Source organism: Streptomyces sp. NPDC048142, assembly GCF_043202835.1.
Classification (GTDB): Bacteria; Actinomycetota; Actinomycetes; order Streptomycetales; family Streptomycetaceae; genus Streptomyces.
In genome coordinates this window covers 86,446-103,357 of sequence record NZ_JBIDBC010000012.1, presented here as the reverse complement: position 1 = coordinate 103,357, position 16,912 = coordinate 86,446, and the positions used below count along the sequence as shown (strand labels likewise).

Genomic DNA, 16,912 nt, shown 5'->3' with positions numbered 1-16,912 from the left:
CCGCCGCCCGCCGATCGGGTGGCCCGTACGTGGCCCCATACACTGAAGCCATGGAGAAGTGGACACCCAAGCACGAGGCGCCCGAACCCCTGGAGGGCCCCGTCGTCGCCACCGTCGTCGGCGGCACGATCCTCTGGTTCGTCCTCTTCCTCGCCCAGCTCCCCTTCTACGACTGGTTCGCCGACCGCGGCCACACCTGGTGGGTGTGGACCCCGCTGGCCGGCGCCGGACTGGGCCTGATCGGGATCTGGTACGTCCGCGGGCGCGACGCCGCCCTCAAGCGGCACGCGGCCCGCGCCGAGGCCAAGGACGCCGCCGGGGCCGAGGCGGCGGACAGCGCTCTGGGCGGCGACCCGGCGGGCCGCACCGACCGGACCAGCCGCACCGACCGGACCGCCTGACTCCTCTTTGCACGCCCGCACGCCCGCACGCCCGCACGCCCGGCCCGCCCACGCGCCCGCACGCCGTTTCCCGTAAGCCGCCACGCCGCTCCCGTAAGCCGTCATGCCGCTCCCGTACGACTCTTCCGGTAGCCGCTCCCGTACGACCACAGGACCGACTTCGTCCTCCCCTGGTCGGATCTTCGGCCCCCCCCGTTGGGTGATTCGAGGCGCACGCCCGTACCGTCGGAGCCATGACGCAGCGGGCACTCGATTCCTCCGGGGAGCAGACCCCCGGACCCTCCCGGCCGGCCATGATCGACGCGGGGGCGGAACTCGACCCCGTGCACCCCATGGAGCCACCGCCGCCGGCCCACCGACCGGGCGGTCTCAGCACCGCCGAGGTCGCCGAACGGGTCGCGCGCGGTGAGGTCAACGACGTACCCGTACGGTCCTCACGCTCCCTCACCGAGATCGTGCGGGCCAACGTCTTCACCCGGTTCAACCTGATCATCGGCGTGCTCTGGGTGATCATGCTGTTCGTCGCGCCGATCCAGGACAGCCTCTTCGGCTTCGTGATCGTCGCCAACACCGGCATCGGCGTCATCCAGGAGTGGCGGGCCAAGAAGACCCTGGACAGCCTCGCGGTGATCGGCGAGGCGAAGCCGACCGTGCGGCGCGACGGGGTCGCCGCCGAGATCTCCACCTCCGAGATCGTCCTCGGCGACCTGGTCGAACTGGGACCCGGGGACAAGGTGGTCGTGGACGGCACGGTCGCCGAGGCCGACAGCCTGGAGGTCGACGAGTCGCTGCTCACCGGAGAGGCCGACCCGGTGCTCAAGCGGGCCGGCGACCCGGTGATGTCCGGCAGCTTCGTCGTCGCGGGCGGCGGCGCGTTCACCGCGACCAAGGTGGGGCGCGAGGCGTACGCCGCGCAGCTCGCCGAGGAGGCGTCACGCTTCACGCTCGTCCACTCCGAGCTGCGCAGCGGCATCAGCACGATCCTGAAGTACGTCACCTGGATGATGGTGCCGACGGCGATCGGGCTGATCATCAGCCAGCTGGTCGTGAAGGACAACAACTTCAAGGACTCCGTCGCCCGGACCGTCGGCGGCATCGTTCCGATGATCCCCGAGGGGCTGGTGCTGCTGACCTCGGTGGCCTTCGCCATCGGCGTCGTACGCCTCGGGCGCAAGCAGTGCCTGGTGCAGGAGCTGCCCGCCATCGAGGGGCTGGCCCGGGTCGACGTGGTCTGCCTGGACAAGACCGGCACCCTCACCGAGGGCGGCATGGACGTCACCGAGGTCCGGACGCTGAACGGGAGCGACGAGACGTACGTACGGCAGGTGCTGCGGACGCTCGGCTCCTCGGACCCCCGGCCCAACGCCAGCCTCCAGGCCATCATCGACGCCTACCCGGCGGGCGACGGCGCCACGGACCCGGCAGGCAGGGGCGAAGCGGAGAGCTGGGCCGTCACCGACGCGATGCCGTTCTCCTCGGCGCGCAAGTACAGCGGCGCGGCGTTCGAGGAGGCCGACGGGACGGCCTCCGCGTGGCTCCTCGGCGCCCCCGACGTCCTGCTCCCCGAGGGCGACCCCACCCTCACCGAGATCGAGCACCTCAACGAGCAGGGCCTGCGGGTGCTGCTGCTCGCCCGCACACGGGGTGAGCTGGACGCGCCCGACGTCGCCGCCGGAGCCGCGCCCACCGCCCTCGTCGTCCTGGAGCAGCGGCTGCGGCCGGACGCGGCGGAGACCCTGAAGTACTTCGCCGACCAGAACGTGGCCACCAAGGTCATCTCCGGTGACAACGCCGTCTCGGTCGGCGCGGTCGCCGGAAAGCTGGGCCTCGCGGGCGCAGAGAACACCCTCGACGCCCGCCGGCTGCCCACCGACCCGGACGAGATGGCCACGGCCATGGAGCAGAACGCGGTCTTCGGCCGCGTCACCCCGCAGCAGAAGCGGGACATGGTCGCCGCCCTCCAGTCGCGTGGCCACACGGTCGCGATGACCGGCGACGGCGTGAACGACGTGCTGGCCCTCAAGGACGCCGACATCGGCGTCTCGATGGGCTCGGGCTCGGAGGCGACACGCGCCGTCGCGCAGATCGTGCTGCTGAACAACAGCTTCGCGACGCTGCCGTCGGTGGTCGCCGAGGGCCGCCGGGTGATCGGCAACATCACCCGCGTCGCCACGCTCTTCCTGACCAAGACGGTCTACTCGGTACTGCTGGCGATCCTGGTGGTGTGCTTCCAGGTGGAGTACCCGTTCCTGCCGAGGCACCTGACGCTGCTGGCCACGCTGACCATCGGCGTCCCCGCGTTCTTCCTGGCCCTCGCGCCGAACAAGGAACGCGCCCAGCCGCACTTCGTACGCCGTGTCATGCGGTACGCGATCCCCTCGGGCGTCATCGCGGCGGCGGCCACCTTCACCACCTACCTGATCGCCCGCCACCACTACTCAGGTCCCGGCGCGCTGGAGGCCGAGACGAGCGCGGCGACGCTGACGCTGTTCCTGGTCGCGATGTGGGTCCTGGCGATCATCGCCCGCCCGTACACCTGGTGGCGCATCGGCCTCGTGGCGGCGATGGGGCTCGGCTTCCTGATCGTGCTCGTGGTGCCGTGGCTCCAGGACTTCTTCGCGCTGAAGCTGGTCGGCACGACCATGCCGTGGACGGCGGTCGGCATCGCGGTGGCATCGGCCGCCGCGCTGGAGTTCGTCTGGCGCTGGGTGGGACGGCGCTTCCGGGCGTAGGCGGTACGCACGAGGAAGCCCCCGGTTCGGCACACACGGGGAAGCCCCCGGGAGGACGGCGGCCGGACGGTGATCCTCCCGGGGGCTTCCGCGTGCCGGGTACTCCTTCGCGTCGACGAGGTCACCGGCGGCCGGGACGGCCGGGCTCTCAGTCGAACCAGCGGTCCCGCGCCAGCTCCTCCGTACGCGACGGGTCCTCCAGCAGGGCCGCGACCTCGAAGCGGCGCGGCCACTGGCCCGCCGCCCAGGCCAGACCGGCCGCGACGCCCTCCAGGGTCGCGGCGTGGACAACCCCGTCCGGGGTGCGGCGCCAGTCCAGCTCGACGCCGCCCGCGCGGAGTTCGGGGTGTTCGGTGTACGTGTCCGGGGTGCCGGGTCCGAGCAGGACCCGGACCGACTCCGGTACGCGGTGCTCCTCACCCTCGCTGGTGACGCCCGCCTCGATCGTCTCGCCGAGCCGCCGCACCTGGAGGAGGTCGGCCAGCTCCGCCGCGCGCGCAGGGGCCACGGGGAGCAGGGGCAGGCCCTCCGTCAGCGGCAGCACGTCCGGGGCATCCGCGATCACGGCGTCCGCGGCGTCGACCACCGCCACGCCCCCGTCCACCACCGCCCGCAGCTCGTCCGGCAACGTCACCTGGTCCGGGTCGAGTTCGGCGAGGGCCGTGTACAGGGCGTGCAGTTGTACGGGGGTGACGGGGCGGTCCTCGTCGGCGAGGCGGCCCAGCAGTTCGGCCGCGCCGCCCGGCTCGTCCAGGAGCGCGGCGACCGTGGTGCGCACCCCCAGGGCCCGCAGCACCTGGGCGTCGTCGAAGCCGGTGGCGTCCACCGCGTCGTACAGCCCGGCCAGCCGGGGGTCGCCGCCCGCCGCGCGCAGTCCGGCGGGGCGGCGGCCGTCCAGCACGGGGTGATCGCGCAGCCACCACGCGGTGTACGGGCGCACGGACTGCGTCGTCCCGTCCGGCAGCAGCACCCGCACCGGCTGCGTCAGCGCGTCGCGCAGCGGCGGCCGGGCCAGCATGGCGAGCGCCTGCGGCCAGGCGTCGTCGTCGACCAGGTCCAGATCCCGTACAGCGACGATCTCGGTGGCGACGGGCGGCACCGGGGTCTCGGGCAGCTGGTCGAGGAGGTCCTCGCACCACACGTCGACGGCGTCCAGCAGCCCGGCGTCATCGGGTTCGGCGAAGTCGCTGTCGCGGGGCTCCAGTTCGTCCGGGTCCAGGACGACGTCGGTGGCCCGTACGAGGGCGAAGGTGGCGAGCACCCCGCAGGCGGCGAGCGGCCCTTCGCCCCAGCGGTCAGCCAGTTCCTGGTCGGCGAGGGCGAGTTCGCCCTCCCGCATGATCTGCGCGAACGGGCTTGCGGGGAAGACCAGTTCACCGGCGGGGGCCGGTTCGCCATCCTCGTCGGGAAGGGCGAGGGCACCGAGCCAGGGCTCGTCGCCGGGGGCCAGTTCGGCATCGCGCACGAGGGTGAGCACGGTCTCGGCCAGCTCGTCGGCGTCGAGCGCGTCCTCGTCCCAGATCTCCCCCGCGTCCAGCGAACCGGCCACGGCCGCCCGCACCTGGGGGGTCGTCAGCACGGCGTGGGGCGTGGCGGGCAGGGCGCCGAGCTTCTCCAGGAGCGGATGCGCGGCGTCCGGGTGGGCGACCTTCAGCCCGAGCCGGGAGAGCCGGGCGAGGACGGGACCGGTAAGTCCGTCCGGAAGCGGCAGCAGGATCTGCCGCGGCCCGATCGCGGTGCGCGGCGGGCGGCCCGCCCGCTCGTCGTCCGGGTCGCCCGCGAGCGGGACCGGCAGGCCGGTGAGCCGGTCGGGGTCGGTGCCCGCGAGGCTGTCGTAGAGCCGGTGCCACCAGGCCGGGTCGCGCTCCAGACCGGCGAGGCGGTCGATGGCCTCGGTCAGGGGCACCCGGGCGACCCCGAGGGTGCGCAGTTCGGTGCGGCGCTCAAGACCGGCGGGCAGCAGACAGGGCAGCACCTCGGCGAGCACCCGTACGGTCTCGGCCCCGACCCCTTCGACGACCTCGGCCTCCACGGGCCGCAGGGCGGCGGCGCCGGGGGCGGCTGTGTCGCCGTCCCGCTCCCAGCCGTCCCGCTCCCAGCCGTCCTCCCAGCGGTCGACGGCCTCGGCGGAGGCGTCGCGGGGCGCGGCGGGCTCCAGGAACGCGACCCGGGGCAGCCGGGCGAGGATCGCGCCGCGCAGCGAGCCGTCCAGCGCCCCCTTGCCGAGCTGTCCGGGCACCAGGCCGATGGTCCCGGTCGACACCGGCCGCCAGGCGCCCAGCAGCTCCGCGTACGCGTCGGCCGCCCGCTCCACCAGGAAGTCGGTCAGCGGCCCCGGCGCGGGGTGCCTGCGGGCGGTGTCCAGCGGGAGGGAGGCGATGAGCAGGGCGGGGATGCCGAGCGGTTCGTCGGTGGGTGTCGGGGCGTGCACGACGGGTGCCGTACGGGGGTGGAGGGGCGCCCCGGACTCGTCGACCGGGACCGCCCAGGTGACCGACCAGTGCGGGCGCAGCCGCTCCTCGACCGGCCGGTCGGCGAGGAGGGCCGGCTCGACGGGGCCGTGGTGGAAGACGGTGCGCCAGCGGTTCAGGCCGTGCGCGGAGTCGTCGATGTGCGTGTACGGGCCGTGGACCGAGCGGCTCAGGGTCCGGGTGCCGTCCGGCGTCTCGATGACGACCTCGTCCAGGCCGGGCAGCGTGAGCAGCAGCGCGTCGTCCACGGCGGCCAGCAGCCGGGCTGCCAGATCCTCGGCCGTGCCGTCGCGCAGCGGCAGCACGACGACGGTGTCGTACCCGGCGGGCGCGGAGCCCTCGGCGGGCAGCGGAAGCCGCAGCAGCGGTACGTGCCCGTCGCGGCGGCGCAGCTCGTCCCCGAGGCCGGGGCTGCCGACGGCCGCCCCGCGGGCCAGCTCGCGCGCCTCGGCCAGGGACCAGCGCACACCGCCGTGCCGGCCGAGCACCGCGGGCTCGTCGCTGACCGCGAGGACGGCGGCGAACCCGACGCCGAAGCGGCCCACCGCGGACGCGTGGCCCTCGCGCTTGGCGGAGGCCCGCAGGGTGCTCAGGGACTCCACGCCGGTGGCGTCCAGGGGTGCGCCGGTGTTCGCGGCGGCCAGCACGCAGCGGCCGTCCGGGTCGCCGGGGGCGGCGGGGTGCAGGGTGAGGCGGAGCCGGCCGGGGGTGCCCGCGCGGGCGGCGGCGTCGGCGGCGTTCTGGGCCAGCTCGACGACGAGGCGGTCGCGGTAGCCGCCGAGCGCGAGGTCCTCCTCGGCGTTGGCGTCCTCCCGGAACCGGGCGGGCCCGGCCCCCCACGCGTCGAGCACGCCGCGCCGCAGCCGTGCCGTCCCGAACGGATCGGCCCCCTCGGTCGCCTTCATGCTCACGCTCTCGACTCCGTCCGCTGTGTGGGTGGGGCGCACATACGCCCGTACCCGTGCCGCCCAGTGTGCGCCCGAAGGTACCGCGCTCCCAGCCCGCCGGGGGCGGCGCGCCACTTCAGCCCGTCGGGGGCGGCGCGAATCAGCCCGTCCGGCGTTTGAGGACGGAACCCTTGCTTAGGTGAGCGGGCACATAGGACAGGGACCTCGGGCGCGGGCCCCCGCAGCGGCACCCGGTGCCCACGTCGACGGTTCCGTCCTCAATCGCCGGACGGGCTGAACAGGCGCCCCGCGATTCCCGGGCACCGCGAGCCCGGACCCCTCAGCGGGCAGGAGCGTCAGGAGTGGCCCAGGTCCTCCGAGGCCCCATCCGCCTCGTCCGGCACGGAGCCCCCGTCCCGCTCGGGCCGCAGCGAGTACGTGTCCACCCGCATCGTGTCCATCGCGTGCGGCGCCGGCTTCGGCGGCGCCGGCATCACCGCGGCCTCCGAGTGCCCGCCGCAGCCGTACGCCAGCGACACCACATGGCCGTCCGCCGGACCGAACTCGTTCGCGCACACCCCGAAGGCCTGCTTCAGCGAGCCCGCCATCGGGATCAGGAACGCGCAGCTGACGCACGTCGCGGGGGCCGCCTGGGCCATCGGCGTCTTCGGGCCGAACGCCTCGTCCCAGCGGTCGGCCGCCGCGTACAGCCCGTAGCGCGACAGCACCCGCGCCCGGCGCGTACCGAGCTCGTCCGCGACCGCGGCGATGGACCCGCGGCTGGTGGCCGCCACCGGCCGGTCCGTCAGCTCGGCGTCCTCCGCGTCGGCCAGCTCCGCCAGCTCCTCGGAGACCACGGAGTTCGGCGGCGGCTCGTCCTCGCCGGTCCAGCCGGGCTCCAGGCGCAGGTCCTCGGCCTCGGTGGGCAGCAGGTCGCCGGGGCCCATGTCGCCGGGGCGCAGCCGCTCGCTCCACGGCACCCACTCCGGTGCCAGGAGCGCGTCGGTGCCCGGCAGCAGCACCGTCTCGTCCAGGGTGACGTTCTTCGCGCGGGAGGCCCGCGCCACCGTCACCGCCCAGCGCCAGCCCCGGTAGCCGGGCTCCCGGGCCTCGAAATAGTGGGTGACGACCCGGTCCCCCTCGGAGACCACGCCGATGTACTCACCGACCACACCGGGCGCGGCGGCCTCCTCCGCGGCCGCGCGCGCGAGGTCCACCGCCTCGGCGCACAGGCGGTCGGGAACGGGGGTACGGGCCGTACGGCTTCGCGTCGTCGTCGCAGCACTCACAGGTCTTCGCTTCTCTCCATACGCCAGTCTCACGAGCGCGCCAGCTGCTGCACGATTGCCGTTTCGGCCAGACAGGTGCGGGCGGAGCGGACCTGGGGGCCGCGTCGACGTCCACACCCGTTGTGCCTGCCTCGGGCGCGCCTTCTGCCACCCATTCTGCGGGATCGCCGAGAGGCGCGCGGCCAAGAACAACCGCCGGTGGCGCGTTACGCACGCTACCCTCTCCGCCGCTCTGCGCCCACCTGCCCGTCCCAAACGTGCCGTATCCGTTCCCCGCCGGGTTCCCGCCCCCAAGGGCTGTCCCGTCATCCCTGGTGGGCGCACGACGACAGCTACGGCACCTCGCCGCGTTGTCGGAACGCCCGAATACATCCAGTATGCGGACGTCCCTCCGCCTTGCGACGCACCGCATCCGACGCCGCGCGCTGATCCACCAGGGATGACGGGACAGCCCTTACCCGATCGGACAGCGGCGACGACGACCGCGGCGGGCGGTACGGCCCTCGTCCGCCCGACCGCGAGCCCGGAAGAAAGCCCGGCAGGAAGCCCGACAGCGAGTCACACGCGCGTCCGCGGCCGATCACCGTTCATATCGGCCAGGGTTGGGGCACTATGACGGGGTGACTGCCGCCAGGTCGCACCACGGTCCCGGCCCGCTCCGCAGGGCGGGACGGGCGACGGGCCGTGCCCTGCACGCCCCGTTCACCGGCACGGCGCGCGGCATCCGCAAGGCGACGCACGCCCACGGCGCGGGGGAGTCCGGCCTCGGCAAGCTCATCGAGCTGCACGCGGTGAACGGCGCGGGCGACGTCATGATCACGATCGCGCTCGCCTCCACGGTCTTCTTCTCGGTGCCCACGGACGAGGCGCGGGGCCGGGTGGCCCTCTACCTCGCCATCACGATGGCCCCCTTCACCCTGCTCGCCCCGGTGATCGGCCCGCTCCTGGACCGCCTGCCGCACGGCCGCCGCGCCGCGATGGCGGGCGCGATGCTGGCCCGTGCGCTGCTGGCGCTGACCATGTCGGGCGCGGTCGCCACCGGGGGTCTGGAGCTGTATCCGGCCGCACTGGGCGTCCTGGTCTCGTCGAAGGCGTACGGCGTGGTGCGCAGCGCGGTCGTGCCACGCCTGCTGCCACCCAAGTTCTCCCTGGTGAAGGCCAACTCCCGGGTCACCCTGGCCGGGCTGCTGGCCACCGGGGTGGCGGCCCCGATCGGGGCGGGGCTCCAGATGATCGGTTCCGCCTGGCCGCTCTACGGCGCCTGCGCGATCTTCGTCACGGGCACCTTCCTGGCCTTCACCCTGCCGCACAAGGTCGACTCCGCGAAGGGCGAGCGCCGGGCGCGGCTGATCGACCCGCACCACGAGGAGGCCGTGCCGCGGCCCGCCCCCCGCACGGCCGGCGGGAGGACGGGCAGCACCTGGGCCGGCCTCCGCGGGGGCGGCAACGGGGAGAGACCGCCCAAGGAGCGGCCGCCGGGCCTGCGGTCCGTCGGCGGGTCCGTGCTGCACGGGCTCCAGGCCAACGCCGCGCACCGGGCCCTCTCCGGCTTCCTCATCTTCTTCCTGGCCTTCCTGCTGCGCGAGCACCCGCTGGCCGGGCAGAGCGCGGCCGTCTCGCTCGGCATCGTCGGCGTGGCGGCGGGCGTCGGCAACGCCTGCGGTACGGCGGTGGGCTCCTGGCTCCGGGCGCGCGGGCCCGAGGTGATCATCGCGACGGTGCTCGGCCTCGCGCTCGGCATGGCGGTCCTCGCCGCGGTGTTCTTCTCCACCGTGCTGGTCGCCGCGCTCGGCGCGGTCGCCGGCTTCACCCAGGCCCTGTCCAAACTGTCGCTCGACGCGATGATCCAGCGGGACGTGCCCGAGGAGGTCCGCACCTCCGCGTTCGCCCGGTCCGAGACGTTGCTCCAGATGGCATGGGTGGTCGGCGGCGGCATCGGCATCGCCCTGCCGCTCAACGCGGTGCTCGGCATGTCGGTCGCCGCGGGCATTCTCGCGCTCGGCGCGGCCACGTCTGTACGGGGCCTCCTGGGGGCCGCGCGGCGCGGCACGCCGCACCCCCGCGTGGCATGAGCGGAGGCGACCGATAGCCTTCGGCCCATGACCGTTGCGTTCTTCTCCGGTAAGGGCCGTCGAATCGGCGTCGCTCTTGGTGCCGTGTCCGCGGGACTCCTTGTCCTGTCCGCCTGCGACAAGCCGACGCCGCTCGCCACCGTGACGGTCGGCAGCAACTCGGTGAACTCCGAGGCCACCTGTTACAACGACGGCGATGCGATCAAGGAGTCCCTGATCCAGGGCTGCCTGAACAAGAAGGCCGAGAAGACCATCAAGGTCTCCATGGACGACAAGGTCCGTTTCGGCGTCGACCCCGAGATCGCCGAGAACGGCTGGACGCTCTTCATCAACGGCCAGCAGGCCGAGCAGGAGCCGTTCGAGAAGACCTACCGGACGATCCCCGGCAGCGCCTTCTTCGCCAGCCAGACGGGCGAGCCGGCCGACAAGACGAACATCTCCATCGTGGAGACCAAGGGCAAGAAGCTCACGGGCATCTGGCAGTTCGAGTTCAAGAAGGACTGACCCCACCACCCGAAGTGCGCCCTCTCCCCCGTCCTCGACCCTGAGGCTGTACCCGTGCGTGTGCTGGTCGTGACCGCTGTCCCGGTGGAACGGGACGCGGTCACGCGTGCGTTCGGGGGCGCGTCGGAGTCCGTGGCGCTGCCGGGGGCCGAGCTGCACCGCTGCGGGGCGTTCGACGTCCTGGCGGGCGGCGCGGGCCCGGCCGCCGCCGCCGCGGCCACCGCCTTCGCCCTGGCGTCCGCACCCCGGTCGCCGGGCGCGGCGGGCACGTCGGGCGCACCGGTCTCCGGTCCGTACGGTCTCGTCGTCTCGGCCGGGATCGGTGGGGCGTTCACCCCCCTGACCCCGCTCGGCTCGCTGGTCGTGGCGAGCGACATCGTGGCCGCCGACCTGGGCGCCGACACCCCCGACGGTTTCCTGCCGGTCACCGCGCTCGGCTTCGGCCGGGACCGCTTCGCTCCGCCGCCCGCGCTCGTACGGGAGGTGGCGGCCGCCGCGGGCGCCGCCGCCGGCCCCGTCCTCACCGTCTCCACCGTGACCGGCACCGCCGAACGCGCCGCCGGCCTGCTCGCCGCGCACCCGGGGGCGCTGGCCGAGGCGATGGAGGGCTTCGGGGTCGCGGAGGCCGCCGCCCGGACCGACGTGCCCGTACTGGAACTGCGGGCCGTCTCGAACGCCGTCGGCCCCCGCGACCGGGACGCCTGGCGCATCGGCGACGCGCTGGCGGCGCTCACGGACGCGTTCGGGAAGAGCGCCCCCGTACTGGAAGGTTGGAACCGGCATGACGACCGACACCGCAGCTAGCGAGGGCCCGGCCGGGGACGCGATCGAGATCGCGTTCTCCCCCTGCCCCAACGACACCTTCGTCTTCGACGCCTGGGCGCACGGCCGGGTCCCGGGCGCGCCCCCGCTGAACGTGACCTTCGCCGACATCGACATCACCAACGGTATGGCCGAGCGCGGTGAGCTGGACGTCCTGAAGGTCTCCTACGCCGTTCTGCCGTGGGTGCTCGACGACTACGCGCTGCTGCCGTGCGGCGGGGCGCTGGGCCGGGGCTGCGGGCCGCTGGTCCTCACCAAGGAGCTGGGCCTCGACCTCACCGGCCGGACCGTCGCCGTGCCGGGCGAGCGCTCGACGGCGTACCTGCTGTTCCGGCTCTGGGCGGCGGAGATGGTCCCGGGCGGCGTCGGCGAGGTCGTCGTGATGCCGTTCGACGAGATCATGCCCGCCGTACGGGACGGCAAGGTGGACGCCGGCCTGGTCATCCACGAGGCCCGCTTCACGTACCGGAACTTCGGGCTCCACAACCTGGCCGACCTGGGCCGGCACTGGGAGGACACCACCGGCCTCCCGATCCCCCTCGGCGCGATCATCGCCAAGCGCTCCCTCGGCGAGGACACCCTGCGACGCCTGGCCGACTCGGTCCGCAGCTCGGTCCGGCTGGCCTGGGACCACCCGGAGGTCTCCCGGCCGTACGTCCTGGAGCACGCCCAGGAGATGGACCCGGCCGTCGCGGACCAGCACATCGGGCTGTACGTGAACGAGTTCACCGCCGACCTCGGCGAGGACGGCTACGCGGCGGTCCGCGGCCTGCTGACCCGCGCGGCGGCCGAGGGGCTCGTACCGCCCCTCGGCCCGGACGCGCTGGCGTTTCCCGCTGCCGGCTGACCTCTGAGGACCCTCTGAGGACACGTCCGCCACGCGTCCGCACCTCTGCACGTCTACACGTCGAGCTGGTCGGCGACCGCCCTCAGCAGGCCCGCGATCTTCGCGCCGGCGGCCTTGTCGGGGTAGCGGCCCCGCTCCAGCTGTGGCGTGATGTTCTCCAGGACCGTCGTCAGGTCCTGCACGATCGACGCCAGCTCGTCCGGCTTGCGGCGCTGTGCGGCCGCGACGGACGGGGTGGGGTCGAGGACCACCACGGAAAGGGCCTGGTCGCCGCGCTGGCCCGCGACCACGCCGAATTCCACACGCTGGCCGGGCTTGAGGGCGTCGACTCCGGCAGGGAGTACCGACGAGTGGACGAAGACGTCGCCGCCGTCGTCGCGGGAGAGAAAGCCGAAGCCCTTCTCGCTGTTGAACCACTTGACCTTGCCGGTGGGCACGTCTGTCCTCGTCCTCGTCGGTGTGCGGAAGAGCCGGGATACGGCTCCGGATAGCAGTACAGCGGGTCACCGTGACCCGCCCGGTCCCAGGCTAATGGCCCCAGGGCCGGTGACAAGACGTCGCCGGAGAGTTCCTCCGGGCCGGGAACTACCCTGGTCGGGTGAGTACTACTCCTTCAGGCGCAGGTGACCGGCTTGTTCAGGTCGGCGCGATCGTCTTCTTCGTCGGCGCACTGGCCACTCTGGTCACGGTCGCCCCACTGTTCCTGGGCACGGACCCGTTCCCGCCGGTCGCGTACGCGGTCTGCATGCTGATGGGCGTCGGGTTCCTGATCGCCGGGGCGGGCGTCATCCGTTCGGCGTGGGTCAGCTCCCCGAAGCGGGCCGCGAACCGCGCCTGACACCCCTCCTCGTCACGCCGTCCGGTCCGCCTCGAAGGCCGCCAGCCAGGCCGGGAAGCCCGCCAGGTCCTCCAGCACCACGTCCGCGCCCGCCGTCCGCAACTCCTGCGCGTCGCACGGGCCCGTCGTCACCGCGACCGACAGCGCTCCGGCCGCCCGTGCCCCGCGCACATCGCCGGTGTGGTCGCCGACGTAGACCTGCGCACCGTGCTCGCGCAGGGCTTCGCCCTTGGCCTCCGCCCACAGCCGGCCGACCAGCGTGTCCGGCTCGATCCCGAGGTGGGCCAGGTGCAGCTTCGCGTTCGGCCCGTACTTCGCCGTGACGACGATCGCCCGGCCGCCGAGCGCCCGCACCGCGGCCACCGACTCCCGCGCCCCGGCGAGCGCCGGACTCGGGGCTATCGCGTGGTCCGGGTAGAGGCCCCGGTAACGGTCGGCGGCGGCGGAGACCTCGCCGGCCGGGTACCAGTGCGCCAGCTCCGTCTCCAGCGGCGGGCCGATCCGGCTCACCACCAGGTCGACGTCGATGGGCACCCCCGTCTCCGCGGACAGGGCCAGGTAGGCGGCGGCGATGCCGGGGCGGGAGTCGATGAGCGTCATGTCCAGGTCGAAGCCGACCGTCAGGGGGTGGCGGCGCGGGTGGTGGGGCGGGAGGTGGCGCGGGTGCTGACCGGGGTGCTGAGCCGTGGACGTCATGCCTGCCATTGTGCCGACCGGCCGGGGGCGGGCCCCGGGGCAGCCTGACGGGGGCGGCCCCGGGGGCGGCCCGGCAGGCGCGGGCCCGCAGAGGCGATCCGGCAGGCGCGGGCCCGCAGAGGCGGCCCGGCAGGCGCGGGCCCGCAGGGACGGGCCCGAAGCCCTCGGCGGCCCTGAAGTGCCGCCCCCTAGACTGAGGCGCGCACTTAGCCAAGCCTTACCGGGACCGGCCCCGTCCCCCCCCAGCGTTCCCTCACGTTCCGTATCCGTCCGATTGGTTGAAATGTCAGCGTCAGCGCCCGTGCGGGCCGCCGCGCCACCCCGCGCGCCCCGCCTCTCCCGACGCGCGACCGCGACGGCCGCGGCCGTCGTCGCCCTGCTGCTGGCGGTGCTGCTGAGCCTCGCCGTGGGGGCGCGTTCCATCCCCCCGGGCGAGGTCATCGACGCCCTGCTGCACGGCGGTCACTCCGACGCCGCCGAGGTGATCCGCACGATGCGGGTGCCGCGCACGCTCATCGGGCTGATGGTCGGCGCGGCGCTGGCGCTCGCGGGCGCGGTGCTCCAGGGGATCACCCGTAACCCCATCGCCGACCCCGGCATCCTCGGCATCAGCCAGGGCGCGTCGGTGGCGGTGGTGATGGCCATCGCGTTCGCCGGGGTCCACACGCTCACCGGGTACGTGTGGTTCGCCTTCGCGGGCGCGGCGCTCGCCTCGGTCGCCGTGTACGCCATCGCCGCCGGCGGGCGTGGCGGCGCGACCCCGGTGAAACTCGCGCTCGGCGGTGCGGCGATCAACGCGCTGCTGGTGTCGGTGACGACGGGGATCCTCACGACGAAGGCGTCCGCGCTGGACGAGTTCCGCTTCTGGCAGGTCGGCTCGCTCGCGGGCCGGGAGGCGGACGTCGTCCAGCAGGTGTGGCCGTTCCTGCTCCTCGGCGCCGTCCTCGTGCTCTCCGTCGCCCGCGGCCTGGACGCGCTCGCGCTCGGCGAGGACGTCGCGAAGGGGCTCGGGCAGAACGTCGCGGCGGTCCGGATCGTCGGCGGCATCGGGGCGACCGTGCTCACCGGGGTCGGGGTCGCCGCCGCCGGGCCGATCGCGTTCATCGGACTCGCCGTCCCGCACATCGCCCGCGCGGTCGTCGGCAACGACCACCGCTGGGTGCTGCCCATGGCGGCACTGATCGGGCCCGTGATGCTGCTGGTCTCGGACGTCGTCGGCCGGATCGTGTTCCCGCCGGGCGAGGTTCCGGCGGGTGTGATGACGGCCCTGATCGGGGTGCCGGTCCTGGTCGCCCTCGTACGCCGGAAGGCGGTGCCCGCATGAGCGACGCGACCGTGACCGACACACCTGAGACCGGCGCACCCGTGACCGGCACGCCCGTACGGGTCCGGCCCGCCGGGTACGCCGTCGTGAAGGCCGGGCCGCGCGGCCGGTTCCTGCTGCACCGGCGGGCCTCCGTCGTCGCGGCGGCCCTCGTCGCGCTGCTGGCCGCCGTCTGCGTCGCCTACCTGTGCGTCGGGGAGAGCTTCGTCGCGCCCGGCGAGGTCGTGAAGGTGATCCTCGGGCAGCCGTCCCAGGCCGAGCTGGTCGTGGGCACGCTGCGGCTTCCGCGCCTGGTCGTCGGGCTGCTGGTGGGCGCCGCGTTCGGGGTCGCCGGGGCGCTGATCCAGACGGTGGCCCGCAACCCGCTGGCCAGCCCCGACATCATCGGCATCAGCCAGGGCGCGAGCGCGCTCACGGTGGGCGCGATGACCTTCGGCATCACCTCGTACACCGTCCTGCCCTACCTCTCCGTCGTCGGCGGCATCGCGGCGGCGGCCCTCGTGTACGTCTTCGCCTGGCGCGGCGGCCTGCACGCCACCCGCTTCGTCCTCATCGGCATCGGCTTCGCCATCGCGCTGCGGTCGGTGACCACGCTGTTCCTGACCAAGGGCGACTACCTGGTCGCCCAGCAGGCGCAGATCTGGATGACCGGTTCGCTGAACGGGCGCGGCTGGTCGGAGGCCGGCCCGATCGGCTGGACGCTGCTGATCCTGCTGCCCGCCATCGCCTGGGCCGCCCGCGCGCAGCGCACCGTCACGATGGACGACGACACCGCCACCGCGCTGGGCGTGCGCCTGGGGCGCGTACGGCTCGGACTCGTCGCGCTCGGCGTGGTCCTGGCGTCCGTGGCGACGGGCACGGCGGGCCCGGTGGACTTCGTGGCGCTGCTCGCCCCGCAGATCGCCCGCCGGATGACCCGGACCGCGCAGATCCCCCTGCTGTCCTCGGCGCTGCTGGGCGCGGTGATCGTCGTCTTCGGCGACCTGCTCGCCCGCAGGCTGTTCTCGCCCACCGAACTGCCGGTGGGCGTCCTCACGGCGGCGGTCGGCGCCCCGTACCTGATCTGGCTGATCATCCGCGGTCACCGCGGCCGCAGTGGAGGCACCGCATGAGCCCGACGACCGACGCAGCGCGGCAGACGACCGGCGGCAGGCTCGCCGCGCGTTCCCTGACCCTCGCGTACGAGAACCGCACCGTGGTCCACGAGCTGGACCTCACCGTGCCCGACGGGCAGGTCACCGTCATCGTCGGCCCGAACGCCTGCGGCAAGTCCACCACCCTGCGGGCGCTCGGCCGGCTGCTGAAGCCGCGCGGCGGGGCGGTCCTGCTGGACGGCACGGAGCTGGCGCGCATACCGACGAAGACGATCGCCCGGTCCATCGGGCTGCTCCCGCAGACCCCGGTGGCGCCCGAGGCGATCACCGTCTCCGACCTGGTCGCCCGGGGCCGCCAGCCGCACCAGAGCTGGTGGCAGCAGTGGTCGGACGAGGACGAGCGGGCGGTGACCGACGCCATGTCCCGTACGGATGTGACGGCGCTGGCCGACCGGTCGGTGGACGAGCTGTCGGGCGGTCAGCGCCAGCGGGTGTGGATCGCGATGGCGCTGGCCCAGGACACGGATGTGCTGCTGCTCGACGAGCCGACGACGTATCTGGACATCGCCCACCAGGTGGAAGTCCTGGACCTGGTACGCCAGTTGGCGTCCCCTGCCGCTGACGGCACCCGGGGCCGTACCGTCGTCACCGTGCTGCACGACCTCAACCAGGCCGCCCGGTACGCGGACCGTCTGGTCGCCATGAAGGAGGGCCGGATCGTCGCCGAGGGCCGGCCCGGGGACGTCGTCACCGCCGAGCTCGTCGCCGAGGTCTTCGGCCTGGAGGCGGTGATCGTCCCGGACCCGGTGACGGGTTCACCGCTCGTCGTCCCGAGCGCCCCGTGGACCCCCGCGTCCCCTTCCGCCGCCCTTTCCCCTTCCGCTCCCGATTCGCCCTCCGCCTCAGCTCCGACTCCCGGAAAGACTCTCTGAACC

Annotated in this window: 14 protein-coding genes; 10 read left to right on the top strand and 4 right to left on the bottom strand. The window is 74.0% G+C overall.

Features of this window, described 5'->3' with window-relative positions; translation table 11 throughout:
* Window positions 1–50: 50 nt before the first annotated feature.
* Both ACGF2Y_RS17765 and ACGF2Y_RS17760 read left to right on the top strand, forming a co-directional pair.
* Window positions 51–401 (top strand): DUF2530 domain-containing protein, encoded by a 351-nt coding sequence (locus ACGF2Y_RS17765; protein ID WP_392947969.1) that lies wholly within the window; start codon window positions 51–53, stop codon window positions 399–401.
* Window positions 402–634: 233 nt separating this feature from the next.
* Entirely contained in the window at window positions 635–3,133 is a 2,499-nt protein-coding gene (locus tag ACGF2Y_RS17760) for an HAD-IC family P-type ATPase (RefSeq protein WP_392947967.1), read from the top strand.
* 148 nt (window positions 3,134–3,281) lie between these two features.
* Here the strand turns inward: ACGF2Y_RS17760 and ACGF2Y_RS17755 are convergent, their stop codons facing one another.
* Both ACGF2Y_RS17755 and ACGF2Y_RS17750 read right to left on the bottom strand, forming a co-directional pair.
* Complete coding sequence (locus ACGF2Y_RS17755; RefSeq protein WP_392948213.1) at window positions 3,282–6,509, bottom strand: sacsin N-terminal ATP-binding-like domain-containing protein; 3,228 nt, start codon at window positions 6,507–6,509, stop codon at window positions 3,282–3,284.
* A gap of 338 nt (window positions 6,510–6,847) precedes the next feature.
* Entirely contained in the window at window positions 6,848–7,780 is a 933-nt protein-coding gene (locus tag ACGF2Y_RS17750) for a DUF3027 domain-containing protein (RefSeq protein WP_392947964.1), read from the bottom strand.
* 620 nt (window positions 7,781–8,400) lie between these two features.
* On the opposite strand from ACGF2Y_RS17750, the gene ACGF2Y_RS17745 reads away from it, so the two are divergent.
* Genes ACGF2Y_RS17745 through ACGF2Y_RS17730 form a run of 4 tightly spaced genes read left to right on the top strand, consistent with a single transcriptional unit; the run spans window position 8,401 to window position 12,025 of the window.
* Entirely contained in the window at window positions 8,401–9,852 is a 1,452-nt protein-coding gene (locus ACGF2Y_RS17745; protein ID WP_392947961.1) for an MFS transporter, read from the top strand.
* A gap of 27 nt (window positions 9,853–9,879) precedes the next feature.
* Window positions 9,880–10,356, top strand: coding sequence for a DUF2771 domain-containing protein (locus ACGF2Y_RS17740; RefSeq protein WP_392947958.1), 477 nt, complete (start codon window positions 9,880–9,882; stop codon window positions 10,354–10,356).
* 54 nt (window positions 10,357–10,410) lie between these two features.
* Window positions 10,411–11,160, top strand: a complete 750-nt coding sequence (locus ACGF2Y_RS17735; RefSeq protein ID WP_392947955.1) for a futalosine hydrolase — start codon at window positions 10,411–10,413, stop codon at window positions 11,158–11,160.
* On the top strand, window positions 11,138–12,025 hold the full coding sequence (locus tag ACGF2Y_RS17730) for a 1,4-dihydroxy-6-naphthoate synthase (protein ID WP_392947952.1): 888 nt from the start codon (window positions 11,138–11,140) through the stop codon (window positions 12,023–12,025). The genes ACGF2Y_RS17735 and ACGF2Y_RS17730 overlap by 23 nt, the downstream gene beginning before the upstream one ends.
* A 53-nt stretch (window positions 12,026–12,078) precedes the next feature.
* On the opposite strand, the gene ACGF2Y_RS17725 is transcribed toward ACGF2Y_RS17730, so the two are convergent.
* Window positions 12,079–12,462, bottom strand: coding sequence for a cold-shock protein (locus ACGF2Y_RS17725; RefSeq protein WP_006126557.1), 384 nt, complete (start codon window positions 12,460–12,462; stop codon window positions 12,079–12,081).
* Between the two features lie 161 nt (window positions 12,463–12,623).
* Between ACGF2Y_RS17725 and ACGF2Y_RS17720 the strand changes: the two genes are divergently transcribed.
* On the top strand, window positions 12,624–12,863 hold the full coding sequence (locus tag ACGF2Y_RS17720; RefSeq protein ID WP_392947950.1) for a hypothetical protein: 240 nt from the start codon (window positions 12,624–12,626) through the stop codon (window positions 12,861–12,863).
* 12 nt (window positions 12,864–12,875) lie between these two features.
* Here ACGF2Y_RS17720 and ACGF2Y_RS17715 read toward each other — a convergent pair whose 3' ends face one another.
* Window positions 12,876–13,559 (bottom strand): HAD family hydrolase, encoded by a 684-nt coding sequence (locus ACGF2Y_RS17715; protein ID WP_392947947.1) that lies wholly within the window; start codon window positions 13,557–13,559, stop codon window positions 12,876–12,878.
* A 283-nt stretch (window positions 13,560–13,842) separates the two neighbouring features.
* Here ACGF2Y_RS17715 and ACGF2Y_RS17710 point away from each other — a divergent pair, with 283 nt between their 5' ends.
* Genes ACGF2Y_RS17710 through ACGF2Y_RS17700 form a run of 3 tightly spaced genes read left to right on the top strand, consistent with a single transcriptional unit; the run spans window position 13,843 to window position 16,909 of the window.
* Window positions 13,843–14,883, top strand: a complete 1,041-nt coding sequence (locus ACGF2Y_RS17710) for a FecCD family ABC transporter permease (RefSeq protein ID WP_392947946.1) — start codon at window positions 13,843–13,845, stop codon at window positions 14,881–14,883.
* Window positions 14,880–15,995, top strand: coding sequence for a FecCD family ABC transporter permease (locus tag ACGF2Y_RS17705; RefSeq protein ID WP_392947944.1), 1,116 nt, complete (start codon window positions 14,880–14,882; stop codon window positions 15,993–15,995). Before ACGF2Y_RS17710 ends, ACGF2Y_RS17705 begins: the two co-directional genes overlap by 4 nt.
* Entirely contained in the window at window positions 15,992–16,909 is a 918-nt protein-coding gene (locus ACGF2Y_RS17700; RefSeq protein ID WP_392947942.1) for an ABC transporter ATP-binding protein, read from the top strand. The genes ACGF2Y_RS17705 and ACGF2Y_RS17700 overlap by 4 nt, the downstream gene beginning before the upstream one ends.
* Window positions 16,910–16,912: the final 3 nt, after the last annotated feature.